General features: G+C 71.5%; 18 protein-coding genes, 1 rRNA gene and 2 pseudogenes. 16 read left to right on the top strand and 5 right to left on the bottom strand.

Annotated features, from left to right (window positions below; genetic code table 11):
* The 3 genes and pseudogenes from rrf to AC068D_RS30450 form a co-directional block, all read left to right on the top strand.
* Positions 1–105: ribosomal RNA gene (rrf, locus tag AC068D_RS30440) — 5S ribosomal RNA — on the top strand; the annotation flags it as partial.
* 521 nt (positions 106–626) lie between these two features.
* Positions 627–1,169: pseudogene (locus AC068D_RS30445) on the top strand (hypothetical protein); the annotation flags it as partial.
* Positions 1,170–1,508: 339 nt separating this feature from the next.
* Positions 1,509–2,384 carry a tetratricopeptide repeat protein gene (locus AC068D_RS30450; protein ID WP_478826476.1) on the top strand — a complete coding sequence of 292 codons (876 nt, stop codon included), beginning with the start codon at positions 1,509–1,511 and terminating at the stop codon, positions 2,382–2,384.
* A 77-nt stretch (positions 2,385–2,461) separates the two neighbouring features.
* Here the strand turns inward: AC068D_RS30450 and AC068D_RS30455 are convergent, their stop codons facing one another.
* A complete protein-coding gene (locus AC068D_RS30455; protein ID WP_478826327.1) occupies positions 2,462–3,742 on the bottom strand; it encodes a DUF1015 family protein in 1,281 nt (426 codons plus the stop codon).
* 71 nt (positions 3,743–3,813) lie between these two features.
* Here AC068D_RS30455 and AC068D_RS30460 point away from each other — a divergent pair, with 71 nt between their 5' ends.
* The 4 genes from AC068D_RS30460 to AC068D_RS30475 all read left to right on the top strand — a co-directional run bounded on the left by AC068D_RS30460 (position 3,814) and on the right by AC068D_RS30475 (position 7,975).
* Complete coding sequence (locus AC068D_RS30460) at positions 3,814–4,842, top strand: HAD-IIA family hydrolase (protein WP_478826328.1); 1,029 nt, start codon at positions 3,814–3,816, stop codon at positions 4,840–4,842.
* Between the two features lie 90 nt (positions 4,843–4,932).
* Positions 4,933–5,988: a FecCD family ABC transporter permease gene (locus AC068D_RS30465; RefSeq protein ID WP_478826329.1), complete on the top strand. Its 1,056-nt coding sequence runs from the start codon at positions 4,933–4,935 to the stop codon at positions 5,986–5,988.
* Complete coding sequence (locus AC068D_RS30470) at positions 5,985–7,022, top strand: FecCD family ABC transporter permease (protein WP_478826330.1); 1,038 nt, start codon at positions 5,985–5,987, stop codon at positions 7,020–7,022. The genes AC068D_RS30465 and AC068D_RS30470 overlap by 4 nt, the downstream gene beginning before the upstream one ends.
* A 68-nt stretch (positions 7,023–7,090) precedes the next feature.
* A complete protein-coding gene (locus AC068D_RS30475; RefSeq protein WP_478826331.1) occupies positions 7,091–7,975 on the top strand; it encodes an ABC transporter ATP-binding protein in 885 nt (294 codons plus the stop codon).
* Here AC068D_RS30475 and AC068D_RS30480 read toward each other — a convergent pair.
* Positions 7,923–8,270, bottom strand: coding sequence for an SCP2 sterol-binding domain-containing protein (locus AC068D_RS30480; RefSeq protein ID WP_478826332.1), 348 nt, complete (start codon positions 8,268–8,270; stop codon positions 7,923–7,925). The two genes, AC068D_RS30475 and AC068D_RS30480, sit on opposite strands and share 53 nt — an antisense overlap.
* Positions 8,271–8,312: 42 nt before the next feature.
* Between AC068D_RS30480 and AC068D_RS30485 the strand changes: the two genes are divergently transcribed.
* The 6 genes from AC068D_RS30485 to AC068D_RS30510 all read left to right on the top strand — a co-directional run bounded on the left by AC068D_RS30485 (position 8,313) and on the right by AC068D_RS30510 (position 14,746).
* Positions 8,313–8,645 (top strand): hypothetical protein, encoded by a 333-nt coding sequence (locus AC068D_RS30485; protein ID WP_478826333.1) that lies wholly within the window; start codon positions 8,313–8,315, stop codon positions 8,643–8,645.
* A gap of 7 nt (positions 8,646–8,652) precedes the next feature.
* Positions 8,653–9,468 carry a TlyA family RNA methyltransferase gene (locus AC068D_RS30490; protein WP_478826334.1) on the top strand — a complete coding sequence of 272 codons (816 nt, stop codon included), beginning with the start codon at positions 8,653–8,655 and terminating at the stop codon, positions 9,466–9,468.
* Positions 9,465–10,388: an NAD kinase gene (locus AC068D_RS30495; RefSeq protein WP_478826335.1), complete on the top strand. Its 924-nt coding sequence runs from the start codon at positions 9,465–9,467 to the stop codon at positions 10,386–10,388. Before AC068D_RS30490 ends, AC068D_RS30495 begins: the two co-directional genes overlap by 4 nt.
* 338 nt (positions 10,389–10,726) lie before the next feature.
* The gene (gene recN, locus AC068D_RS30500) at positions 10,727–12,445 is read left to right on the top strand and encodes a DNA repair protein RecN (RefSeq protein WP_478826477.1); all 1,719 of its coding nucleotides are present in this window, start codon (positions 10,727–10,729) and stop codon (positions 12,443–12,445) included.
* 379 nt (positions 12,446–12,824) lie between these two features.
* Positions 12,825–13,562, top strand: coding sequence for a hypothetical protein (locus tag AC068D_RS30505; protein WP_478826336.1), 738 nt, complete (start codon positions 12,825–12,827; stop codon positions 13,560–13,562).
* An 89-nt stretch (positions 13,563–13,651) separates the two neighbouring features.
* Positions 13,652–14,746 carry a glycosyltransferase family 4 protein gene (locus tag AC068D_RS30510; protein WP_478826337.1) on the top strand — a complete coding sequence of 365 codons (1,095 nt, stop codon included), beginning with the start codon at positions 13,652–13,654 and terminating at the stop codon, positions 14,744–14,746.
* Positions 14,747–15,056: 310 nt separating this feature from the next.
* Here AC068D_RS30510 and AC068D_RS30515 read toward each other — a convergent pair whose 3' ends face one another.
* From AC068D_RS30515 to AC068D_RS30525, 3 genes are all read right to left on the bottom strand, one after another.
* The gene (locus AC068D_RS30515) at positions 15,057–16,688 is read right to left on the bottom strand and encodes a PucR family transcriptional regulator (protein WP_478826338.1); all 1,632 of its coding nucleotides are present in this window, start codon (positions 16,686–16,688) and stop codon (positions 15,057–15,059) included.
* Positions 16,689–16,728: 40 nt separating this feature from the next.
* Positions 16,729–18,111: an FAD-binding oxidoreductase gene (locus tag AC068D_RS30520; protein ID WP_478826339.1), complete on the bottom strand. Its 1,383-nt coding sequence runs from the start codon at positions 18,109–18,111 to the stop codon at positions 16,729–16,731.
* Positions 18,112–18,193: 82 nt separating this feature from the next.
* On the bottom strand, positions 18,194–19,996 hold the full coding sequence (locus AC068D_RS30525; protein WP_478826340.1) for a glycoside hydrolase family 15 protein: 1,803 nt from the start codon (positions 19,994–19,996) through the stop codon (positions 18,194–18,196).
* Positions 19,997–20,433: 437 nt separating this feature from the next.
* Between AC068D_RS30525 and AC068D_RS30530 the strand changes: the two genes are divergently transcribed.
* The 3 genes and pseudogenes from AC068D_RS30530 (at position 20,434) to AC068D_RS30540 (ending at position 25,268) form a co-directional block, all read left to right on the top strand.
* The gene (locus AC068D_RS30530; RefSeq protein ID WP_478826341.1) at positions 20,434–22,107 is read left to right on the top strand and encodes a CTP synthase; all 1,674 of its coding nucleotides are present in this window, start codon (positions 20,434–20,436) and stop codon (positions 22,105–22,107) included.
* A gap of 78 nt (positions 22,108–22,185) precedes the next feature.
* Positions 22,186–22,812 carry an NUDIX domain-containing protein gene (locus tag AC068D_RS30535; protein ID WP_478826342.1) on the top strand — a complete coding sequence of 209 codons (627 nt, stop codon included), beginning with the start codon at positions 22,186–22,188 and terminating at the stop codon, positions 22,810–22,812.
* 469 nt (positions 22,813–23,281) lie between these two features.
* A pseudogene (locus AC068D_RS30540) lies at positions 23,282–25,268 on the top strand (hypothetical protein).
* Positions 25,269–25,300: the final 32 nt, after the last annotated feature.

The following is a 25,300-nucleotide window of genomic DNA, read 5'->3' on the forward strand; positions in this document are numbered from 1 at the left end:
AGCGTTAGGGAAACGCCCGGTAACATTCCGAACCCGGAAGCTAAGCCTTTCAGCGCCGATGGTACTGCAGGGGGGACCCTGTGGGAGAGTAGGACGCCGCCGAACAATCTTTCAGGACCCGTGGTCCCAGCGTTCAGCTGGGACCACGGGTCCTTTTGTTTTGCCTGATATTTCCCGAAGCGCGTCGGATGGCCGACTGCGCGAGAATGACTGCGGTACCCGAAGACAGGAGCCATGCGATGTCCACCAACTCCTCCGACGATCGTCCGGAGCGCGAGCCGCGCCGCCGAGACGGTGGCGGTGACCGGGGCGGTTACCGAGGCGGGCCTCGCCGGGACGACAACCGCAGTGGATCCGGGCGTCGTGATGACCGTCGTGACGACAATCGTGGAGGCGCTTACCGCCGCGATGATCGACGCGACGAACGTGGTGGCTCCTTCCCCAGGGACGACCGGAGTCACGGCCGTCGTGACGATCGACGTGATGACGGCCGCGGGGGCCGCTTCCCGCGGGACGACCGTGCCTTTGGACGCCGGGACGACCGTCGTGATGACCGTGGGCCGCGTCGGGACGATGACCGTGGTGGCTTCCGCCGGGACGACCGTCGTGACGATCGTGGCGGTTTCCGTCGTGATGATCGGGCGCCGCGTCGCGATGATGACCGTGGTGGTTTCCGCCGGGACGACCGTCGTGACGACCGTGGGCCGCGTCGGGACGATGACCGTGGTGGCTTCCGCCGGGACGACCGTGGGCCGCGTCGGGACGACGATCGTGGTGGTTTCCGTCGTGATGATCGGGCGCCGCGTCGCGATGATGACCGTGGTGGTTTCCGTCGGGACGACCGTCGTGATGATCGTGGTGGTTTCCGTCGTGATGATCGGGCGCCGCGTCGCGATGACGACCGTGGTGGTTTCCGTCGTGACGACCGTGGGCCGCGTCGGGACGATGACCGTGGTGGTTTCCGTCGTGATGATCGGGCGCCGCGTCGGGACGATGACCGTGGTGGTTTCCGTCGGGACGACCGTGGGCCGCGTCGGGACGATGACCGTGGTGGTTTCCGTCGGGATGATCGGGCGCCGCGTCGGGACGATGACCGTGGTGGTTTCCGTCGTGATGATCGGGCGCCGCGTCGGGACGATGACCGTGGTGGTTTCCGTCGGGATGATCGGGCGCCGCGTCGCGATGACGACCGTGGTGGTTTCCGTCGGGACGACCGTGCGCCGCGTCGCGATGACGATCGTGGTGGTTTCCGTCGGGACGACCGTCGGGATGACCGTGGACCGCGCAGGGATGACCGCCCCCGTGGGCCGCGTCGCGATGACGATCGTGGTGGTTTCCGCCGGGACGACCGCAGCCGCGACCGTGGCGGATACCGTGGACGTGACGACCGTGGTGGATACGGACGACGTGATGACCGCGACCACGATCGTGGACGTGACCGGGATCGGGAGCCGATCAAGCGGCTGCCGATCCCTGAGGACGTCACGGGCGACGAGATCGACAATGACGTGCGTCAGGAACTCCAGAGCCTGCCGAAGACGCTCGCCGAGGACGTCGCGAAGAACCTTGTGATGGTCGCGCGGATGATCGACGAGGACCCGGAGCAGGCCTACGGGTACTCGCGGGTGGCGCTGCGGCTCGCATCGCGTGTCGCTGCTGTACGTGAGGCCGCGGGCTTCGCTGCGTACGCGACGCAGAAGTACTCGGAGGCGCTCGCAGAGTTCCGCGCAGCCCGGCGAATGAGCGGAAGCGCCGAGCTGTGGCCCGTCATGGCCGACTGCGAACGTGGACTGGGCCGGCCGGAGCGGGCGCTGGCGATGGCCGGTGAGCCCGAGGTGCAGAAGCTCGACAAGGCGGGGCAGGTCGAGATGCGGCTCGTCGCGGCCGGCGCACGGCGTGACCTGGGGCAGCTGGACGCCGCCATCGTCACCTTGCAGAGCCCAGAGCTGGCGTCGAACTCCGTGCAGCCGTGGAGCGCGCGCCTGCGCTACGCCTACGCCGATGCTCTCTTGGCCGCCGGGCGCGAGGACGAGTCGCGCGAGTGGTTCGCCAAGGCCGTCGAGGCTGACAGGGACGGGTCCACCGATGCCTCGGACCGGCTCGCCGAATTGGACGGGGTCGAGTTCGTCGACGCACTGATCGAAGACGATGCCGTGGAGGACGAGCACGGCCAGGGGGCGGACGGAGGCGCATCCGCAGCCGCGGGTGATGCCGACGCGACGCCCGAGGACGACGCCGCCAACGCTGACGCCGCTGACGCCGCTGACGCCGCTGACGAGGCCGACGAGCACGACGATGCCGCTGAGAACGCCGACGAGCACGACGATGCCGCTGACGAGGCCGACGAGCACGACGACGAGGCCGACGAGGGCACCAAGGCCTGACACGTTCCCGCAGACGACCGGAAGGCCCGGCACCCCCTCGGGGGTGCCGGGCCTTCCGTCGTTCTCGAGGGAGCGCGTCAGTCCACGCTCAGGCTCCGCAAGACCAGGCCCGTCGCCGGCTTCGGACCGAACGAGGTGGACTTCCGCGGCATCGTGACACCCTGCCGGGCCAGGTCCCGGACGACGTCCTCCCGTACCGGATGCATCAGCACCGCGGTGCCGCCACGCCGCTCGGCCTGGTCGACGGCGGCCTCGGTGTCGTGGATGTAGGTGATCTCCTCGGGGGAGTCCGGGATCCGCCAGACGTTCTCCAGCAGCGCGGAGTGCAGGACGGTCGCGTCGAGCTGCCGCCAGGCGTCCGGACGGTCCCTGGGCACAGAGCGCGCCAGCAGGGCGGCGTCGGGACGGTCCAGCAGATGGAATCGGCCGTCGCCCGTGAGCAGGAAGGCGTTGCCCTCGCGGGCTGCCGCGGCCAGCGCATCGAGGGCGTCGGGGAGGGGCCCGTCGATGTGCTGTACCCGGAAGAGGCCCTCGACGGAGGCAAGGGCGTCCTGGACCGGGAGACGGTTGAGCAGGCGGTGGATGGCGCGTACTCGGAGCGGATAGCGGGCCGTGTCGATCAGCAGGACCAGGCCGTAGTTCCAAGCCCCGGGAACCGGCCGTTCGTCGCGGAGCCGGAGGTAGGTCGCCCAGCGATGGTGGCCGTCGGCGATGAGGGCCTGGTGGTGGGTGAGATCCGTGGAGATCTCGGCGAGATCCGAAGGGGCGGTGACCGACCAGAGGCGGTGGTCGAAGCCGTCCTCCGTGGTCGTCGCCAGCAGCGGGCTGCCGAGAATGGTCCGCTCTATCACGGCCGTGGCCCCGGTCGAGGCTCCGTCGCTGCGGTAGGTGAGCAGGAGCGGTTCCAGGTTGGCGGCCGTGGTGCGCATCAGGGCGGCGCGGTCGGCCACCACATGGGGCATCACGTCCTCGTGCGGGAGCACGATGCCCTCGTCCGGGGTGGAAAGGGCCAGGGCCCCGATGATCCCGCGCTGCAGGATGTCGCCCTTGCGCTGTTCGTAGACATAGAGCGCCGGGACGGGGTCGGGCGCGAGGACTCCTTCGGTGAGCCAGCGCTCGAGCGTCTCGGCGGCCTGTTCGTTGCGAGCGGTGGGGCTCGCCGCCTGCGGGAGGATCAGCCGGACGATGTTGTGCGGGTCCGCGGACTCCAGGTGGTGCAGCCCATCGGGGCGTACGACGACGTCGTACGGCGGCGAGGTCACGGCGGCGAGGCTGCCGACCCGCTCTGGGACATAGCGCAGTCCGCGGAACGGGACCATGTGCAGGCCGCCGTTGGCCGCATGACCTCTTGTGTTCATTCATGCATCGTATGTGGCTGAGGCGATGCGCGATGATCTGGGGAGGACGGCACGAGTGAGGAGCGACCAGCATGGGTGAGCGGGGCAGGACCAGGCCGAGCGGCAGCGCGCAGGCGCTGTGCACGGTGTACGACACGGCTCTGCTCGACCTTGACGGGGTCGTGTACGCGGGCGGGGAGGCGATTGCTCACGCGGTGGAGGCGCTCGGTGCGGCGCGCGCGGGCGGGATGCATCTCGCGTACGTCACGAACAACGCGCTGCGGACACCGGACGCGGTGGCGGTCCATCTCACCGAGCTGGGGGTACCGGCTGAGTCCGCGGACGTCATCACCTCGGCGCAGGCGGTGGCCAGACTGATCGCGGAGCAGGTCCCGGCAGGTGCGCGGGTGCTGGTGATCGGTGGTGACGGACTGCGGGTGGCGCTGCGTGAGCGCGGGCTGGAGCCGGTGATGTCCGCGGACGACGATCCCGCTGCGGTGGTGCAGGGGTACGGCGGCCCCGGGCTGGAGTGGGGGCGGTTCGCGGAGGCGTGCTACGCGATCGCACGCGGTGTGCCGTGGTTCGCGTCCAACACGGATCTGACGATCCCGAGTGCGCGGGGGATCGCGCCGGGAAACGGCGCTGCGGTGGAGGTGGTACGCATCGCGACGGGGGCCGAGCCCCAGGTGGCGGGCAAGCCGCTGCCGCCCATGCACCGGGAGACGATTCTGCGCACGGGTGCCGAGCGGCCGCTGGTGGTCGGGGACCGGCTGGACACCGATATCGAGGGCGCGTTCAACGGGGGAGTGGACTCGCTGCTCGTGCTGACCGGGGTGACGGATGCGGCGCACTTGCTGACGGCGAAGCCGGAGCACCGGCCGACGTATGTGGACGCGGATCTTCGGGGGCTGCTGACGGGACAGCCTCAGGTGGCCGATCACGGGGACGGCTTCGGGTGCGGCGGTTGGACCGCGTCCGTGCGCGGGGACGCGCTCGTACTGGACGGGGAGGGCGAAGCGCTGGACGGGCTGCGGGCGTTGTGCGCGGCGGCCTGGTCGCAGGCGGGTGATGCGGCGAGCACGCTCGATGCGGGGAAGGCACTGGCGAGACTGGGCTGGTGAGTTGGTGCGCCCGTTCGGCTCGCCGGCACCGGCGCCCGCTCCGTTCCCTCGTCGAAGTGGTAATGGGAGAGGGTAGGCTAACCTAACCGGGTGTTGGTCGAAAGTCCCCCCGAACAGAGCGCGGATCCTGCGTCCGCAGCGTCCGAACCGCGCAAACGACATGCGCTGCGGGCCGTCGGACTGCTGCTCTCGATCGGGCTCCTCCTGCTGGTCTGTGTCGCGAGCATCGCCGTCGGTGCCAAGTCGGTCCCGGTCGCGGATGTGTGGCACGGAGTCTTCGAGAACACCGGCACCGGGCATGACGTGATCGTTCACGACGTCCGGATGCCGAGGACCGTGCTCGGGCTGCTGGTGGGCGTGGCGCTCGGACTGGCGGGCGCCGTGATGCAGGCACTCACTCGAAACCCGCTCGCCGAACCCGGACTGCTCGGGGTCAACGCGGGTGCCGCCGCCGCGGTCGTGTCCGCCATCAGTTTCCTCGGCATCACGTCGGTCGGGCAGTACGTGTGGTTCGCGTTCCTCGGTGCGGGCGTGGTCTCCGTGGTCGTGTACGTCCTCGGCGGCAGTCGCGGTGCGACGCCCGTACGGCTCGCACTCGCCGGGACGGCCGCCACCGCTGCGCTGTTCGGCTATGTCAATGCCGTGCAGCTGCTGGACTCGGCCGCGCTGGACCGGCTGCGCTTCTGGATGGTGGGGTCGCTCGCCTCGGCCGATCCCGCGACCATCGAGAAGACGGCCCCGTTCATCGGTGCCGGGGTCGTGCTCGCGCTGCTGATCGCCCGCCCGCTGAACGCGCTGGAGCTGGGCGACGACACCGCACGCGCGCTCGGCGCGCATCTGACCCGTACGCGCATCATGGCCATGCTCGCGGTGACACTGCTGTGCGGTGCGGCGACCGCCGCGTGCGGGCCGATCGTCTTCATCGGCCTGATGGTCCCGCATCTCGTGCGTGCCGTCACCGGCCCGGACATGCGGTGGATCCTGCCGTACGCGGCTGTGCTCTCGCCCGTGCTGCTGCTGGGGTCCGACGTGATCGGCCGGGTCGTCGCGCGCCCCGCCGAGCTGCAGGTCGGGGTCGTCACGGCGTTCGTCGGCGGGCCTGTGTTCATCCATCTCGTACGCCGCAAGAGGATGGCGCAGCTGTGAAGGCCGTGAAGGCGATACGCACGCCCGGCGGGCTCTCCGTCCGGGTCGATCCGAGGGCGCTTCTCGTTGCCCTGCTGCTTCTGGCTGTCGCACTGCTCGTCGCCGTCGTGCTCGTCGGCAGCGGGGACTTCCCGATGGCGCCCGGAGAGGTCGTCGGGACCCTGCTGGGCAACGGCACCCCTGCGCAGGAGTTCATCGTCCAGGACGTACGGCTGCCGAGGGTGCTGGTGGCACTGTTGGTCGGTGCCGCGCTCGCCGTGGGCGGGGCGGTCTTCCAGACCATCTCGCGCAACCCGCTGGGCAGTCCCGATGTGCTCGGTTTCGGTCAGGGGGCGACTGTCGGTGCGCTGGCCGTGATCGTCCTGTTCAAGGGCGACGCCCCGGCGACCGCAGGCGGTGCGATCGTCGGTGCACTGGCGACGGGCGTGGCCGTGTATCTGCTCGCGTGGAAGCGCGGAGTCCACGGTTACCGGCTGGTCCTGGTCGGTATCGGCATCGCCTCCATGCTCACCGGTGCCATCCACTACCTCATCACCGAGGCCGATCTCGTCGATGCGACGCGCGCTGTCGTCTGGATGACCGGCTCCCTCGACGGCCGTGACTGGAGCCAGTTCTGGCCGCTGCTCATCTGCTGCGCGGTGCTGATTCCGCTGTGCCTGGCGTACGGACGGCCGCTGCGGATGATGGAGATGGGTGACGACGCGGCGTACGCGCTCGGGGTCGGTGTCGAGGGGACCCGGGCCGTGCTCATGGGCGCTGCCGTGCTGCTCACCGCGGTGGCCACGGCTGCGGCCGGTCCCGTCGTCTTCGTGGCGCTGAGTGCCCCGCAGCTCGCCCGCCGGCTGACGCGCTCGCCCGGGCCCAACATCGCGGCGAGCGCCATGATGGGCGCCGCACTGCTGGTTGCCGCCGACTGGGTCGCCACCTCGGCGTTCGGGGACCGGGAACTTCCGGTCGGTGTCATCACCGGTGTGCTGGGCGGCGTGTATCTGCTCTGGCTGCTCGTCACCGAGCGCAGGGCGGGGCGGATATGACGCGCCGGCCGGACGGAACGAGCACAGACCGGCAGCAGCGGACCAGGAAGAACCTCAGGAGTACGTCGATGCAGCGCCTCACCGCGGAATCGGTCACCCTCGCCTACGACCAGCGGGTGATCACCGAGGGCCTCTCGGTGGAGATACCCGACAACTCGTTCACGGTGATCGTCGGCCCGAACGCCTGCGGCAAGTCCACGCTGCTGCGCGCGCTCGCACGGATGCTGAAGCCCCGCCAGGGCCGGGTGCTGCTGGACGGCCGGACGATCCACTCGATGCCCGCGAAGAAGGTCGCCAGGACGCTGGGCCTGCTTCCGCAGTCGTCGATCGCGCCCGACGGCATCACCGTCGGCGATCTCGTCGGCCGTGGCCGCTATCCGCACCAGGGGCTGCTGCGCCAGTGGTCCCGGGAGGACGAGCGGATCGTCCAGGAGTCGATGGCGGCGACCGGCGTCGGGGAGCTGGCCGACCGTTACGTCGACGAACTCTCAGGAGGTCAGCGCCAGCGTGTCTGGATCGCGATGGCGCTCGCCCAGCAGACGCCGGTCCTGCTGCTCGACGAGCCGACCACGTTCCTCGACATCCAGCATCAGCTCGAGATCCTCGATCTGTGCGCCGAGCTGCACGAGACACAGGGGCGCACCCTCGTCGCGGTGCTGCACGACCTCAACCAGGCCGCCCGCTACGCGACGCATCTGATTGCGATGCGCGGCGGGGAGATCGCCGCCGAGGGTGCGCCGGGTGACGTCGTCACCACAGAACTGGTCGAACAGGTTTTCGGTGTGCGCTCGCAGGTCATCGACGATCCCGAGACGGGTACGCCGCTGGTGGTGCCGTTGGCGCGGCGCCGCACGCATGCCGCGGACGCGCCGGTGGCGGAATCCGCCGGTGCATCGGCTCCTACAGCAGCGTCCGCAGGCGCAGGAGGTCGCGGAAGCCGGCCTCGAGCCTGACCCGGCCCGAGGCCCAGGCCTTCGCGAAGCTCAGCTCGCCGTCGACCATGGCCACCAGATCGTCACCGGTCATCGCGAGCCGGATCTCCGCCTTCTGCGCCGGAGGGCCGGTCAGGGTGTCCACCACCTCGATGCGGCCCGCCGTGAGGCGCCCGGTGAAGGTGATGCCGAGGTCCTTGATGTGGCAGCTCAGGGAACGGTCGAGCGCGGCCGCGCTGCGCACCTCTCCGTCCGCCTTCGCCAGATTGTCCGAAAGTCTGTCGAGTGCGCTGCGGCACTCCTCCGTGGTCGCCATCGTGACCGACGGTACCCCAGGGCTTCGCGGTAGCGTCTGGGCATGAGCGACTCGATGGAACCGGCCGAAGAGGCCGTGCCCGTGGCCGAGGTGTCCGACCCCGCCGCTCCCGCGCCTCTCGGCGTCGATCGCGTCCCCACCGGCAACGCCGAGGTCGACGCCCACCTGGAGCGGCTTGCCGATGCGGACCACCTCCCGGCGGACGGACATGTGGAGGTGTACGAGGATGTACACCGGGGTCTGCGGGACACGCTGACGGCGCTCGATGCGCGTCAGGGGCCGCCGGTGCCCCAGCGGCCCGTCGGTCACCCGGCCGAGAGCCTCCACCAGGGCCCTTCGGGCCGACCCGACGACCCGTACGACCACAGGAGCTGAACCGAACGTGGCAGGAGTGGCACGCCGCCGCCTCGACGCCGAGCTGGTACGCCGCAAGCTGGCCCGCTCGCGGGAGCATGCGAGCCAGCTGATCGCGGCAGGGCGGGTGACCGTGGGCGGCAACACCGCCACCAAGTCCGCCACCCAGGTCGAGACCAGCGCCGCCATCGTCGTCGCCCAGGACGACAGCGAACCCGATTACGTCTCGCGGGGGGGCCACAAGCTCGCCGGCGCGTTCGCCGCCTTCGTGCCGTTGGGGCTGAAGGTCGAAGGCCGGCGCGCCCTGGACGCGGGAGCGTCCACCGGTGGCTTCACCGATGTACTGCTCCGCGCGGGGGCCGCACATGTCGTCGCCGTGGACGTCGGCTACGGCCAGCTCGCCTGGGCCCTGCAGAGCGATGAACGCGTGATGGTCAAGGACCGTACGAATGTGCGTGAGTTGACCCTGGAGATGATCGACGGGGAGGCGGTGGACCTGGTCGTCGGTGACCTGTCCTTCATCCCCCTCGGCCTGGTGCTTCCCGCACTCGTGCGGTGCACGGCACCGGGCGCCGATCTTGTCCTCATGGTCAAGCCGCAGTTCGAAGTCGGCAAGGAAAGGCTCGGGAGCGGTGGAGTGGTGCGGAGCCCTGAGCTGCGCGCCGAGGCGGTGAGGAACGTGGCACGGCAGGCCGCTGAGCTCGGCCTCGGTGTGCTGGGTGTGACCGCCAGTCCGCTGCCCGGACCCTCCGGAAATGTCGAGTACTTTCTGTGGCTCCGGGCCGGGGCACCGGACCTCGACCCGACGGATGTCGATCGTGCAGTGGCGGAGGGGCCGCGTTGACCGATACGAACACGGATACGCAGACACGTACGCGTACCGTCTTCCTGCTGGCACACACCGGGCGGCCCGCGGCCATCCGCAGTGCCGAACTCGTCGTCCAGGGCCTGCTGCGGGCCGGCCTGGGCGTGCGGGTGCTCGCCTTCGAGGCGGCCGACCTGCCGCTCCCGGCGGCCGTGGAGACGGTCCCCGAGGCCACCCCCGAGGTGCTCGACGGCTGTGAGCTGCTGATCGTGCTGGGCGGTGACGGGACGCTGCTGCGCGGCGCCGAGTTCGCCCGGGCCTCCGGGGTGCCGATGCTCGGCGTGAACCTCGGTCGGGTCGGCTTTCTCGCGGAGGCCGAGCGTGACGACCTCGACAAGGTCGTCGACCGGGTCGTGTCGCGGGCCTACGAGGTCGAGGAGCGGATGACCCTCGACGTCGCCGTGCGCACCAACGGCGATGTGGTGCACCGGGACTGGGCGCTCAACGAGGCCGCCGTGCAGAAGGTCTCGCCCGAGCGGATGCTCGAAGTCGTTCTGGAGATCGACGGCCGTCCCGTGACCGGATTCGGCTGCGACGGCATCGTCTGCGCCACCCCGACGGGCTCGACCGCCTATGCCTTCTCGGCGGGCGGCCCTGTGGTGTGGCCCGAGGTCGAGGCCCTGCTGCTGGTTCCGATCAGCGCGCACGCCCTCTTCGCGAAGCCGCTGGTCACCTCCCCGACATCCGTCCTCGCCGTGGAGGTGCAGCCGAACACCCCCCACGGGGTGCTGTGGTGCGACGGACGCCGCGCCATCGAGCTGCCGCCGGCGGCACGGGTGGAGGTCCGGCGAGGGGCGGTGCCGGTGCGGCTGGCACGGCTGCACCACGCGTCGTTCACCGACCGGCTCGTGGCGAAGTTCGCGCTGCCGGTGTCGGGGTGGAGGGGCGCGCCGCACTGATCCGGCCCGGGCCGCACCGGAGTGGAAGGGGAACAGGTCCCTGACAGGCTCGTGGACGAGCCCAGGGCACCCGGGAACGGTCACCGGGGCAGCCCCGTGGGCCCACGCCGCTCCGGAGCCCGCCGTGGACGGTTCCGGCCACGGCGGGGCTGCCGGGCCGCCCGGACGGCCGGTTCCGGTGCCCTTCCGTACGGTCTGCGCGGCGGGGTGGCCGTGGCCGCGCAGGTCCCACCGAAGGGTGATCGCGGGGGCGCCCACCTGCGACTCCGTGAATGCGGGGCGGGGGCCGTCGCACACGCGGCCCCCGACCTCGTAAGGTCTTCCCCGTGTTGGAGGAGATGCGGATACGGTCGCTCGGGGTCATCGACGATGCTGTCGTCGAGCTGTCCCCCGGATTCACCGCGGTGACGGGTGAGACCGGTGCGGGCAAGACCATGGTCGTCACCAGCCTCGGGCTGCTGCTCGGTGGGCGCGCCGACCCTGCCCTGGTGCGGATCGGCGCCAAGTCGGCGGTGGTGGAGGGGCGGGTCACCATGCCCGCCGGCACCCCCGCGGTCGTACGGGCCGAGGAAGCCGGTGCCGAACTCGACGACGGTGCGCTGCTGATCAGCCGGACGATTTCGGCGGAGGGGCGCTCGCGTGCGCATCTCGGGGGCCGTTCGGTGCCCGTCGGCATGCTCACGGAGCTGGCCGACGAGCTCGTCGCCGTGCACGGGCAGACCGACCAGCAGGGACTGCTGAAGCCCGCCCGGCAACGGCAGGCCCTGGACCGGTACGCGGGCGACGCGGTCGCCGGGCCGCATGCCAAGTACGTGGCCGCCTACCGGCGGCTCAAGGCCGTGTCCGCCGAACTGGCCGAGCTGACCACACGCGCCCGCGAGCGGGCGCAGGAGGCGGATCTGCTGCGCTTCGGGCTGGACGAGGTCGCGGGCGTCGAGCCGCGTGCCGGCGAGGACGTGGAGCTGGCCGCCGAGGCCGAGCGACTCGGTCACGCCGAAGCCCTGGCCTCGGCAGCCTCCCTCGCACACGCTGCACTCGCGGGGAACCCCGAGGACCCCGAGGGCGTGGACGCCGCCACCCTGGTCGCAGGCGCGGGCCGGGCCCTGGACGCCGTGCGCTCCCACGACCCCGCCCTGGCCGCGCTCGCCGACCGGATGGGCGAGATCTCCATCCTGCTCGCCGATGTGGCGGGTGAGCTCGCCGGGTACGCCGACGATCTCGACGCCGATCCGCTGCGGCTGGCGGCGGTCGAGGAGCGGCGTGCCGCGCTCACCGGGCTGACCAGGAAGTACGGCGAGGACATCAACGCCGTGCTGGCCTGGGCCGAGGAGAGCTCCGGCCGGCTCACCGAGTTGGAGGGCGACGACGACCGGATCGGCGAGCTGACCGTGGAGCGTGATGCGCTGCGCGTCGAACTCTCCGGGCTGGCACAGGCGTTGACCGACGCCCGTACCGAGGCGGCGGCCCGGTTCGCCGAGGCGGTCACCGCGGAGCTGGCGCACCTCGCGATGCCGCACGCGCGTGTGACCATCGACATCCGTCAGTCCGACGATCCGGACGGGATCGAGGTGGGCGGTCGTACCGTTGCCTACTCGTCGTCCGGCGCGGACGAGGTCGAACTGCTGCTCGCCCCTCATCCCGGCGCCCAGCCGCGGCCGATCGCCAAGGGTGCGTCGGGCGGCGAGCTGTCGCGGGTGATGCTCGCGGTGGAGGTCGTCTTCGCGGGCACCGACCCGGTGCCCACCTATCTCTTCGACGAGGTCGACGCCGGAGTCGGCGGCAAGGCGGCGGTGGAGATCGGGCGACGGCTGGCGAAGCTGGCGCGGACCGCGCAGGTGGTCGTGGTCACCCATCTGCCCCAGGTGGCGGCGTTCGCGGACCGTCAGCTGCTGGTCGAGAAGACCAACGACGGGTCCGTGACCCGGTCCGGGGTCACCGTGCTGGAGGGCGAGGACCGGGTGCGGGAGCTGTCGCGGATGCTCGCGGGGCAGGAGGACTCCGAGACGGCACGGGCCCATGCGGAGGAACTGCTGGCGGCGGCGCGCTCGGAGGCGTAGGGGGCTTTGTCGCGCCCCGCCGCTCCCGGTGCACGGCCTGCCGCGCAGCGGGGTTCTCCCGGGTGGACCGGGGCTCCTCTTCCGAAGCGCCTGGCCGGCCCGAGGGGGCGCTGCGGTGCCGCATCCGGGACCCGGTGCGCGCAGGACGCCGTGTGCCCGACGGGACGGGTGTCCCGGCGCTCCGCCGTGGCCCCCGGCAGCGGACGGACGTCGGCGGCGCCAGGAGTGTGGGCGTGGGCGGCATCGGGGGTGCACCCGCTGTGCGGGCGGGCGGAGTGCCGTCGGGGCGGCCCGGTGGCCGCCCCGATGACATCGCGGAAGCCTGATGCGGCGGCCCCTCCCACCGGCACCTCGCGCCCTCCGGCCTAAGGTGCCGCTCATGAAGACGTTCGGCAGGGTCGGCGTGTCCGCGGTGGGTGTCGGAACGACGCGGGTGGTGTACCGCGTGCTGAGGGCGGCCACCCGGGGAAGTGCGCGGTGGGAACGCACCAATTACGCCGGGCGGACTGTCGACCTCTGCGCGGGCCCCGCCGTGGCCGTGGGCGCGTCGGTGGGCGTGGTGGCCGCCGGTGTGCCAGGGGCCGCTGTTGCGGTGCTCGCGGCCGGGGCGTGCGGAGCGTACGACGACGTCGCCGGGGACGACCGGCGGGGGTTCGGGGAGCATCTGAGGGCGCTGAGGCACGGCGAGGTCACCAGCGGGGCGGTGAAGCTGTTCGGGATCGGTGCTGCCGCGCTCGTCACGGGGGCACTGATGAAGGAGCGGCCCCTCGACAAGGTGCTCGCGGGAGTCGTGATCGCCGGTAGCGCGCACCTGGTGAACCTCGTCGACGTACGCCCCGGACGCGGTGCGCTCACCGTTCTCGCGCTGGGCGCGCCGGGGCTGCCGAGGGGCCCGCTCGCAGCCGCCCCCATGGGTGCCGCGGCCACCGTTCTCGCCGATGATCTGGGCGAGGCCACGATGCTCGGCGACGCGGGCGCGCATGCGCTCGGTGCGGCCGTCGGCGTCGCCGTCGCCGCGGCGAACGGCCGTGGGGGACTGGCCGCCCACGCGGCCGGACTGATCGCGGCGACGGTGTACGGCGCCCGGATCACCGAACTCGCGCGCTCACCCATGTGAGTGATCCCGGTCCCGGAGTTGAGGCGCCGGACACGGGGTCGACGCCAAGACGGTGCCGGAACGTTCGTACGGGCTGGCATCCTTGGCGCGTGACACAGCTGCGTACGGTCCAGGTTCTGGGCGGCGACAGCGCGGGCAGCAGCGCTCACGTCAGATCACTGGCCGCGGGGCTGGTGGCACGGGGGGTGCGGGTGACCGTGTGCGCCCCCGCGTCCCTCGAGCACGAATACGACTTCCTCGGCGCCGGAGCGCATTTCGTGCCCGTACCCCGGCGCAGCGATCCGGCCGCTGTCGGTGCGCTGCGGGCGGCCTGCTCGGATGCGGATGTCGTGCACGCTCACGGACTGCACGCCGCGGGCCGCGCCGCACTCGCCCTCGGCAGGCAGCACCGGGCGCCGCTCGTCGTCACCTGGCACACGCGGGCGCACGCCACAGGTGCACGGGGCCAGGTGCTGCGGCTGCTGGAGCGCAGGGCCGTGCGGGCGGCGGCGGTTGTGCTCGGAACGTCGTCCGACCTCGTCGACCGGGCCCGCGAGAGGGGGGCGCGGGACGCCCGGCTCTCGCCGGTCTCGGTACCGGGACCCCGCCGGTCCGCGGGAGGCCACGAGAGCAAGGCCCGTGCGGACCTGGGCGCCGTCGACCGCCCCCTGCTCATGGCCGCCGGCCGGCTCGAACCCGGCCGGGGCTACACCACCCTCCTCGATGCGGCCCATGGCTGGCTCGGGCTAGACCCCGCACCGCTGCTCGTGATCGCGGGGGAGGGGCGCGAGCGGGCGGCGCTCCAGCGACGCATCGAGGCGGAGGGCCTTCCGGTGCGGCTGGTCGGCCGCCGTGACGACATCACGGACCTTCTCGCGGCGGCCGACATCGCGGTCCTCCCCAGCCGCTGGGAGGCCCGCTCCCTCTTCGCCCAGGAGGCTCTCCGCCTCGGCGTCCCCCTCGTCGCGACCCGTGTGGGCGGCATCCCCGAACTCGTCGGCCCCGCCGCGGAGCTCGTCCCCTACGGCGACCCCGGCGCCCTGTCCACGGCGGTCACCGGGCTCCTCGCGGACCCGGCCCTCCGCCACCGGCTGGCCGCAGCCGGCCGGGCACAGGCGGCCACCTGGCCGACCGAGGACGAGACCGTTGCCCAGATCCTGAGCATCTACGACGAACTCAACCAGCCCCGCCCCGCACCGTACTGAGGGTGTTGTCCCGTCATCCCCGGTGGCGGTGGCGGTGGCGGTGGCGGTGGCGGTGGCGGTGGACCCGTGGACCTGCGCGCGGTGTCGGTACAAGGTCTCCCCAGCCCCGCCGGAGCCGAGGGGCAGCATCGCAGGGCGGCGGTGCGGGTACCCCCGCCCGGAGGCCGGCACAGGGGCGTGCTCCTACCGGATGTGTCCGGGCGTTTCCGGCAACGCGGCGTGGGGGCACCCCGGGCCCGCCCCGAGGGCTACGGGGGGTGCCCTGGGATGTCCTCGGGCGCCTGGTACTGCCGGTACGGCGGGACAACGCTCAAGGAGTGGTGTGGCGCCGTGCCCGCAGTGCCAGGGAAAGGGCCAGCACCGTCTGGGGGTCGTCCAGGTCCGTGCCGAGCAACTCCGAGATACGGGCAAGGCGGTTGTAGAGGGTCTGGCGGTTGAGGTGCAGTTCGCGTGCCGTCTCCGCCTTGCGGCCGGCGTGGGCCAGATAGGTCTCGAGCGTCGGCATCAGGGGCGGACGGGAGGCGCGGTCGTGGTCACGCAGCGGACCGATCGCACGCTCCACGAAGGCCGCCAGGTCAGGGTGGTCCCTCAGCCGCCACAGCAGCAGATCGATGTCGAGGCGGCGCGCGTCGTACCAGGGCCGGTCGGACAGGCCCAGCGCCGCAGTCGCCGTCTCGGCCGCGTGGCGCAGGCCCGCGGAGGCCGCCGCCCAGCCGCCGGCGACGCCGACGACGACAACGGGCGGATGGGCTCCGGTGCGGTCCAGGCCCGCTCGCTCCAGTCCGGCGCGCAGCGCGGCGGCAACCCGGTCCGCCACCGCCGTACGCTCGGGCTCGGTGCGAAGGCCGATCAGCAGCGGGACACGGCCTTCGACGGGGCGCACGCCCAGCAGGACCGGCACCCCGAGCGACGACAGTTCCTCGTGCAGCGCGCGGGCCAGCAACGACCAGCTTCCCGACGGGGTCAGCTCGGGGGACAGCCGCATCACCACCGGCAGCAGCGGGCCTTCGCCCGGTTTGAAGCCCAGCACCCGGGCCTGTTCCGGTGCGTCCTCGGCCGTGATGCGGCCCTCGGCGAGGTCGGTCAGGAAGTCACCACGGCCACGGGCGGCCAGCTCCTCCTCCTGACGGGCCTGCATGAGGACCACCGCGAGCACCCCCGCGGTCCGCTCGGCCGCCATCCGGTGCACCGGGAGCAGAGGGGAGGAGACGGCGAGGAGGACGAGACGGGCCCGCACCGCGCCGGCCCCATGACCCCCGCCGGGCACATCCACCAGCACCGCCCCGGCAGGTGGTCCCGATTCACGAGCGGTCCGCTGGCCGCGCAGTCCCTCCCACACCTGGAGCGGGTCGGCCGCGGCGGGCCCCGCCTCGGTGCCCGCCGCGTACAGCAACTGCCCGTCCGTGGTCTCGAGGAACACCGGATTGGCTGTGAAGTCCGCCAGAATCCGCAGCACTTGAGGGATTCCGCCACCGCCGAGCAATGCCTCCGTGCACCGCCGGTGCACCTCCTCGGCGCGCTGCAGCAGTGCGTAATGCCCGTTGACGATCTCGGTGTGCACCTCCTCCGTCACCGAGACGAAGGGGACTTCGCGGTGCAGTTGGATCAGCGGCAGCCCGGCGGCCTTGGCCGCCTCGACGATCGTGGCGGGCAGCCGGGCGAACCTCGGCCCCAGCTCCACGACCAGCGCTGCGATCCCGCGGTCCGCGAGCCGCCGTACGAACGTGCGCTGTTCGGCCGGCCGGGTCCCCAGGCCGAGACCGGTGGTGAGCAGCAACTCCCCGCCCTTGAGCAGCGATGCGATGTTCGGGACCTCACCGGCATGCACCCAGCGGACGGTGCGGTTGAGCCGGTCGGCGCAGGCCACGACCTCCGGGAGCCCACTGCGGAGTCCGGGCAGCTCCAGCGCCCGCTGCACGGTGATTCCGCCCTGTGTTTCCATTGCCGGGACGCTACCTGGGCAAAAGTTCCAAGGACAACTGTCAGCCGGGCTTGATGTTGTGGTTCAGGCTGAACACGTTGTCCGGGTCGTAGTCGGCCTTGACCGCGGCAAGTCGCCGGTAGTTCTCGGCGCCGAAGCCGGCCACCACCCGCTGCTCGCCCTCGTTGCCGATGAAGTTGAGGTACACCTGCCCGATGGACCAGGGCATGACATCGGCTCGCGCATCACGGACCCACTGCCTGCCACGTGCGTCGTCGGCCGGGTTCTCCCAGATGCCGAAGGGGTGGGAGACCCACGCTGCGGTCCGCCAGGGCAACGGATGGCCGAGGTCGCCCCGCGCCATCGCGCCGCCCATCGGGAAGAGGATGTGCTGCGAGTTCGAGGGCACGATCATGGTGTCCGCGCGCTCGCAGAAGACGGCCAGGGCTTCGTCCGGCAGGGCGTGGAGATACTCCGCCGACCAGTAGTTCCGCAGTCCCGGCGGATCGTCGATCATGCACTGCAGCTCGGCGTAGGGGAGCTCCATGACGACCTCCGCCTCGTGGCCCAGAGCGAGCAGTGGCCCGGCCGCGCGGCGCAGTTCGGGTTCGGTTCCCGCGTAGGTGACAAGTACCAGGCACACGGACTTGTCCACCAGGTGCTCCGGCATGAAGTCCTCGGGCGGCCCGGTCAGATAGATGAAGCCTCCGCCGGCCTCGTCCGGGGCGGACTCCAGCACCTCCCGGTAGACGGGCAGCACCTCGGCTCCCCTGGCCGCCGGGAAGAACAGGAACGCGACCGACATCGCGGGCAGCGGATGCAGTGCGAGTATGAGGGACGTGGCCACCCCGAAGTTGCCGCCGCCGCCGTGGAGCGCCCAGAAGAGTTCGGGGTTCTCGTCCTCGCTCGCGCGGACCTCGGTGCCCTCGGCCGTCACCAGATCGACGGAGACCAGGTTGTCGCAGGCAAGACCGAACTTCCGCTCCAGCCAGCCCGATCCGCCGCCGAGCGTGAAGCCGCCCACCCCGGTGGTGGAGGCGCGGCCGCCGGTGACCGCGAGGTCGAACGGCTGGGTGGCCCGGTCGAGATGGCTCATCGTGGCTCCGCCGCCGATGTGTGCCGTACGGGCGTCCGGGTCCACGGTGACCGCGTGCATGCGGCGAAGATCGATGACAAGACCGCCGTCGGTGGCGGCGAGGCCCGCGACGCTGTGACCCCCGCCGCGTACGGCCAGCTCGAGACCGTTCTCCCGGCCGAAGCGGATCGCCGCGGCCACGTCCGCCGCCGACTCGCACTGGACGATCAGCGAGGGCCGTCGGTCGATCATCGCGTTGAAGACGGCGCGGGCTTCGTCGTAACCCGCGTCGGCCGGGGTGATGGCTTCACCGGCCAGAGTTTCGCGGAGCCTGCTCAGGGCCGGCTCCGCGACGGGTTGGGGCGCCATGATGCCCCCTTCCGGGGCGCGAACAGGACCTTCTCATCGTAGGTAGCTGCGGTCCTGCCGCGCACTTCCGGGGCGGTCCCCCTCAGCCTCCGTACGCGCCGGAGGCAGTGAGCCGCAGCGCCGTGTCGATCAGCGGAACATGGCTGAACGCCTGCGGGAAGTTGCCCACCTGGCGCTGCAGCCGTGGGTCCCACTCCTCGGCGAGCAGCCCGAGATCGTTGCGCAGGGACAGCAGCTTCTCGAACAGCCGCCGTGCCTCGTCCACCCGCCCGATCATCGCCAGATCGTCGGCGAGCCAGAACGAGCAGGCCAGGAAGGCGCCCTCGTCGCCCTCGAGACCGTCGACCCCGGCCTCGTCGCCCGCGGTCGGGTAGCGCAGGACGAAACCGTCCGGCGTGGAAAGCTCCCGCTGGATCGCCTCGATCGTGCCGATGACGCGCTTGTCGTCCGGCGGCAGGAAGCCCATCTGCGGGATCAGCAGCAGGGAGGCGTCGAGCTCCTTCGAGCCGTAGGACTGCGTGAAGGTGTTCCGCTCCTTGTCGTAGCCCTTCTCGCAGACATCGCGGTGGATGTCGTCGCGCAGCTCGCGCCAGCGCTCCAGCGGGCCGTCCGCGTCGCCCGACTCGATCAGCTTGATCGTGCGGTCGACGGCGACCCATGCCATCACCTTGGAGTGCACGAAGTGGCGGCGGGGTCCGCGCACCTCCCAGATGCCCTCGTCGGGCTGGTCCCAGTGGTCCTCGAGGTACCTGATGAGCTTGAGCTGCAGTACGGAGGCGTAGTCGTTGCGCGACAGTCCGGTCATGTGCGCCAGGTGCAGGGCCTCGGTGACCTCGCCGTACACATCGAGCTGAAGCTGGTTGGCCGCTCCGTTGCCCACCCGGACCGGACCGGAGTTCTCGTAGCCGGGCAGCCAGTCGAGCTCCGCCTCGCCGAGTTCACGCTCGCCGGCGATCCCGTACATGATCTGCAGGTTCTCCGGGTCTCCGGCGACTGCGCGCAGCAGCCACTCCCGCCAGGCCCGCGCCTCTTCGCGATAGCCGGTGCGCAACAGCGAGGAGAGGGTGATCGCCGCGTCGCGCAGCCAGGTGTAGCGGTAGTCCCAGTTCCGCACGCCGCCGATCTCCTCCGGCAGGGAGGTGGTCGGGGCGGCGACGATCCCGCCGGTCGGGGCGTACGTCAGCGCCTTCAGCGTGATCAGCGAACGGACCACCGACTCACGGTAGGGGCCGTGGTACGTACAGTGCTCGACCCACTCGCGCCAGAACTCCTCGGTGGCGTCCAGCGACCCCTCGGGGTCGGGGAGCGCGGGCTGCTCCCGGTGCGAGGGCTGCCAGCTGATGGTGAAGGCGAGCCGGTCGCCGGGGGAGACGGTGAAGTCGGAGTAAGTCGTGAGGTCCTTGCCGTACGTCTCCGCCGGCGTGTCCAGCCACACCGAGTCGGGGCCGGCGACCGCGACCGTCCGGTTCTCCACCTTGTGCACCCATGGCACGACCCGGCCGTAGCTGAACCGCATCCGCAGCGCGGAGCGCATCGGAACGCGACCGCTCACACCCTCGACGATCCGGATCAGCTGGGGTGCCCCGTCTCGCGGCGGCATGAAATCGGTCACACGGACCGTGCCGCGTGGCGTGTCCCACTCGGATTCCAGGATCAAGGAGTCACCGCGGTACCTGCGGCGGTCGGCGGTCGGGGGCTCGGCGTGACCCGGATATGCGGGCCCGAGGCGCCAGAAACCGTGCTCCTCGGTGCCGAGCAGCCCTGCGAAGACGGCATGCGAGTCGAAGCGGGGCAGGCACAGCCAGTCGACCGTGCCGTCCCGGCAGACCAGGGCAGCGGTCTGCATGTCTCCGATGAGTGCGTAGTCCTCGATGCGCCCGGCCATGGATCTCCAGTCGAACGGCCACGTCCGCCCTGCGTGGCGCTTACTGCGGTCAAGGGTGTCAATTGGTCGTTGACGAGCTCTTGTTCCGGGTGAAGGGCGGGGATGGTGCCGATCGCCGGCCTGGCTCGGCAGCGAGATTCAGAATCAAGTGTCCGAGCAGGATACGACGCACGTCGGTGATCCGCGCGACGCTCCTGGCAATACGGTGCCGCCGAACGGGTGAGCGGTGGGTGAGTCCGGAGAAGCCCGTGATGGCCATGATGCCCTGTACGGCCGGAAGCAGTCTCCCCTCGGCGCTGATACCCTGGTAGCCCGTGGACCGGTGGGCGCAGACCCCCGAACCGCAGCGACGGCACCACCGGGAGTCTCTCCGGATCTCACAGTGGGTTCGCCGGTACGCACGACCACCTCGCGACCACGGGAGCCCCCTCTTGGCCATGCCGGCTCGATCCTCGACAGCTACGACGACCAAGCACATCTTCGTCACCGGGGGTGTCGCCTCCTCTCTGGGCAAGGGCCTGACCGCCTCAAGCCTCGGTGCGCTGCTCAAGGCGCGGGGTCTGCGGGTCACGATGCAGAAGCTCGACCCGTATCTCAACGTCGACCCTGGCACCATGAACCCGTTCCAGCACGGTGAGGTGTTCGTCACCAACGACGGTGCCGAGACCGACCTGGACATCGGTCACTACGAGCGCTTCCTCGACGTGGATCTGGACGGCTCCGCGAACGTCACCACCGGTCAGGTGTACTCGACCGTCATCGCCAAGGAGCGGCGCGGCGAGTACCTGGGCGACACGGTCCAGGTCATCCCGCACATCACCAACGAGATCAAGCACCGCATCCGCCGTATGGCCACGGAGGACGTGGACGTCGTGATCACGGAGGTCGGCGGCACGGTCGGCGACATCGAGTCGCTGCCGTTCCTGGAGACCGTCCGCCAGGTCCGGCACGAGGTCGGCCGGGACAACGTCTTCGTCGTGCACATCTCGCTGCTCCCGTACATCGGCCCGTCCGGCGAGCTGAAGACCAAGCCGACGCAGCACTCGGTCGCCGCGCTGCGCAACATCGGTATTCAGCCGGATGCGATCGTCCTGCGCGCCGACCGCGACGTCCCGACCGCGATCAAGCGCAAGATCTCCCTGATGTGCGACGTCGACGAGGCGGCCGTCGTCGCGGCCATCGACGCCAAGTCGATCTACGACATCCCGAAGGTGCTGCACACCGAGGGCCTGGACGCGTATGTCGTGCGCAAGCTCGACCTGCCGTTCCGTGACGTCGACTGGACGATCTGGGACGACCTGCTGGACCGTGTCCACAACCCCGACCACGAGGTGAACCTCGCGCTCGTCGGCAAGTACATCGACCTTCCCGACGCCTATCTGTCGGTGACCGAGGCGCTGCGCGCCGGCGGATTCGCCAACCGTGCCCGCGTCAAGATCAAGTGGGTCGCTTCGGACGACTGCAGGACCCCGGCGGGCGCGGCGAAGCAGCTCGGCGACGTGGATGCGATCTGCATCCCCGGCGGTTTCGGCGACCGCGGTGTGAGCGGCAAGGTCGGCGCGATCCAGTACGCCCGCGAGAACAAGGTCCCGCTGCTGGGACTCTGCCTCGGTCTGCAGTGCATCGTGATCGAGGCCGCGCGGAACCTGGCCGAGATCGCCGAGGCGAACTCGACGGAGTTCGACGCCGCCACCGCCCACCCCGTCATCTCGACGATGGAGGAGCAGCTGGCGTACGTCGAGGGCGCGGGCGACCTCGGCGGAACGATGCGCCTCGGGCTCTACCCGGCGAAGCTCGCCGAGGGCTCGATCGTCCGTGAGGTGTACGACGACCAGCCCTACGTCGAGGAGCGCCACCGCCACCGCTACGAGGTGAACAACGCCTACCGCGCGGAGCTGGAGAAGAAGGCCGGCATCGTCTTCTCGGGCACGTCCCCGGACAACAAGCTGGTCGAGTACGTCGAGTACCCGCGCGAGGTGCACCCGTACCTCGTCGCCACCCAGGCCCACCCCGAGCTGCGATCCCGTCCCACTCGCCCCCACCCGCTCTTCGCGGGCCTGGTGAAGGCGGCCGTGGAGCGGCAGCAGGCAGTGGGCAAGACGGGCAAGTAACGCAAAGGCATTACGGTGGACCGGGGCACGGACCGAGAGAGGTCCCGTGCCCCGGTTCCGGCGTTTGGGAGGACGTAGATGACCATCAAGGACACCCCCGAGGAGTGGCGGGTCACCGCGACCGCGACCCCGTTCCAGGGCAACAAGACGAGTGTCCGCACCGACGACGTGGTCATGCCCGACGGCACGGTCGCGCGCCGGGACTACCAGGTCCACCCGGGCTCCGTGGCGGTGCTCGCCCTGGACGAGTCCGGTCGCGTCCTCGTGCTCCGCCAGTACCGGCACCCCGTGCGCCAGAAGCTCTGGGAGATCCCCGCCGGCCTCCTCGACGTCCCCGGCGAGAACCCGCTGACCGCCGCGCAGCGCGAGCTGTACGAGGAGGCGCACGTCAAGGCGGTCGACTGGCGGGTCCTCGCCGACGTCTACACCACGCCGGGCGGCTGTGACGAGGCCGTGCGGATCTTCCTCGCCCGCGATCTCTCCGCCGCCGAGGGCGAGCGCTTCCAGGTCTCCGAGGAGGAGGCCGACATGGAACTGGCCCGGGTGCCGCTGGAGGACCTGGTGCGGGGTGTTCTGGCAGGGGAGCTGCACAACAACTGCCTGGTCGTGGGCGTGCTGTCACTCACGGCGGCGCTGGCGGGCGACGGGGTGGAGTCCCTGCGCCCTGCGGAGGCGCCCTGGCCTGCACGGCCCTTCGGCGCATAAGGGCCGTGGCCTGACCCTGTGGGCCCGGGGGCTGCGCAGACCCGCGGGGCTCGCGGACGCCTGCACGATGTCTGCCGAGCCCTCGGACCCGGAGCCGCACACCGGATGCCGCGGGGTCGTGCCCGTCGGCGGACGGCTTCCTGTGCGGGCACGTCTCGGGCGCACGGTGTTCGCGTGCGGGCGCGCCCCCACTGCGCTCCGCGCGCCGTCCCCGGTGCGACGATCCGCTGATCCGATCGAGGGAACCCGGGGCCACGCGCCGCAGCGCCCGGTGCGGTCGGGCGAGTTGACTGTCCTACGCTCGTAACGCCCGCACGGGGAACCCCGTCGGGTTCGGCTCGTGCGGTGGCGGACTGGAGCGTGGCCCGTGAGGGATCAGTCGGTGGATGCGAACGGTCCCTCCTCCCAGGGCCGCCCGTCACCGGCGGACGCCCCCGCGGCGACGGAGCGTCCGGGGCATGGGACCGTCATCGGTGTGGGTGGGCAATTCATCGGGCGCCAGCGCGAGTTGAAGGCACTGCGGTCCGACATCGAGCGGGCCGGTCTCGACACCATCTCGGGGCGGAAGGCGCCGCGCGCCAGGGTGCTGCTGATCGCGGGGCGGCCCGGCTCCGGCCGGAGCGCGCTCGCCGGCGAACTGGCCCGGCAGCTGGCCGACGACTATCCCGACGGGGTGCTGCTGGCCCGGCTCACCGAGCCGGGCGGCGTTCCCGTTCCCCCCGAGCGCACCGCCGGCGAGCTGCTGGACACGCTGGGGATCGTCCCCCCGCCCGGCGGGGACCAGGACGAACTCACCGGAATGGTCCGCGACGCGCTGGCCGAACGCCGCTGCCTGCTGCTCCTCGACGACGCGGCCGACGCAGAACAGGTCGACCCCCTGATCCCCGACAACCCCGACTGCCTGGTCCTCGCGGTCGCACAGGGTCCGCTCACGGGAATCCCCGACGTGCGTCCCTGCACCCTCGGCGGGATGGACCCGAAGTCGGCGATCGAGCTGCTCGGCCGCTTCACCGGCGAGGTCCGGATCACCGTCGACCCGCAGGCCGCGGAGCTGCTCGTCGAGCAGTGCGGCGGACAGCCCGCTGCGATGGTCCTGGCCGGCGGCTGGCTGGCGGCCCGCCCCAACGCCTCCGTCGCCGACGCCGCGAAGAGGCTGCGCGGACTCCCGGACGACCCCGAGCAGCCCGCCGGCGCCCGCCCGCTGGCCCGTGCCTTCCGGCTCCTGTACGAATCGCTGCCGCAGCCCGCGGCCCGTACGCTGCGGATGCTCGCCCTCGCGCCCGCCGGGCTCATCGACGAGCAGACCGGGTCCGCGCTGGCCGGCTGCTCTCTCTCGGTCGCCCGGACGACACTCGAGGACCTCGCCTCGCTCGGGCTGCTGCGGGCGGGCGCGGACGCCGAGCCGTACGAGGTGCCCGGCTGCCTCGCCCCCGTCCTGCACGAGCTGATGACGGTCCACGACCGGCCCGCCGAGATCCAGCTGGCCCGGGCCCGGATGCTGGAGCGGACCGTACGGCTCCTGCAGTCCTGCCGGGCCGTCACCGAGCCCGACGGGTCGGCGGACCGCCGCAGGCTCGCCGGACTGCCGCGTGCCCTGCGCTTCCCGAGCGCCGAGGCCGCAGGGGCATGGTTGCTGGCCCGCCGCCCCATGCTGGCCGCGTCGGCGCGTCTCGCCGTCGCCGACGGCGAGCTCGACACCCTTGCCCGCCGTCTGATCGCCGCACTCGTACGCGCGCTGGTCGCGCATCGTGGTGCGGAAGCGGCGGCGCCCGAGCTGTACGGACTCCATCAGCTGGTTCTCGGTGTCGCCGAGCGCCGTCAGCTGCACCGCGAGGAGGCCGCGGCACTGCTCAACCTCGGCGATCTGGATGCGCAGACCGGCCGCGCCGAGGACGCACTGCTGCGCTACAGATCGGCTCTGGAGGCCGGACGCAGAGCAAAGGACCCGTACGCCATGGGTCGCGCGATGGAATCCGTAGGCGGCGCATATCAGGAGCTCGAGGACTGGCAGCGGTCCGCCGACTGGTACGGGCGCGCCCTCTCCCAGCGTCTCGCCCGGGGCGAGCGTGCCGACGAGGCACGGCTGTACAGCCGCCTCGGCACCGTGCACACCTATGCCGGCCGTTACGGCGAGGCTCTGCGCAGCTGGCGCGCCGCCGCGGCCGGATACCGCAGGCTCGGCGATCTGCCCGCCCACGCCCGGGCGTTGGGCGAGGTGGCGAGGGTTCAGGAGTACGCAGGGAGGCCGCGTGAATGCCTGCGCACATGTGAGGAGGCCGTCGCCTGGGCACGGCAGGCCGGAGAGGTGCGACTCCAGGCTGCGCTGCAGCTCAGGCTGGCCGACACGCTGGAGCGTCTGGGTGATCCGACCGCGGCCCGACTGCATCGCACCGCTGCCGAGCAGTTGCTTGACCGCGACTCTTCCGGCCTGCGAAATCCGTAGTGGTTCCATCTGAGAATTTTGCTTTGCAAGGCTAGACAGCGAGAA

The organism is Streptomyces sp. NPDC043861 (genome assembly GCF_056435905.1).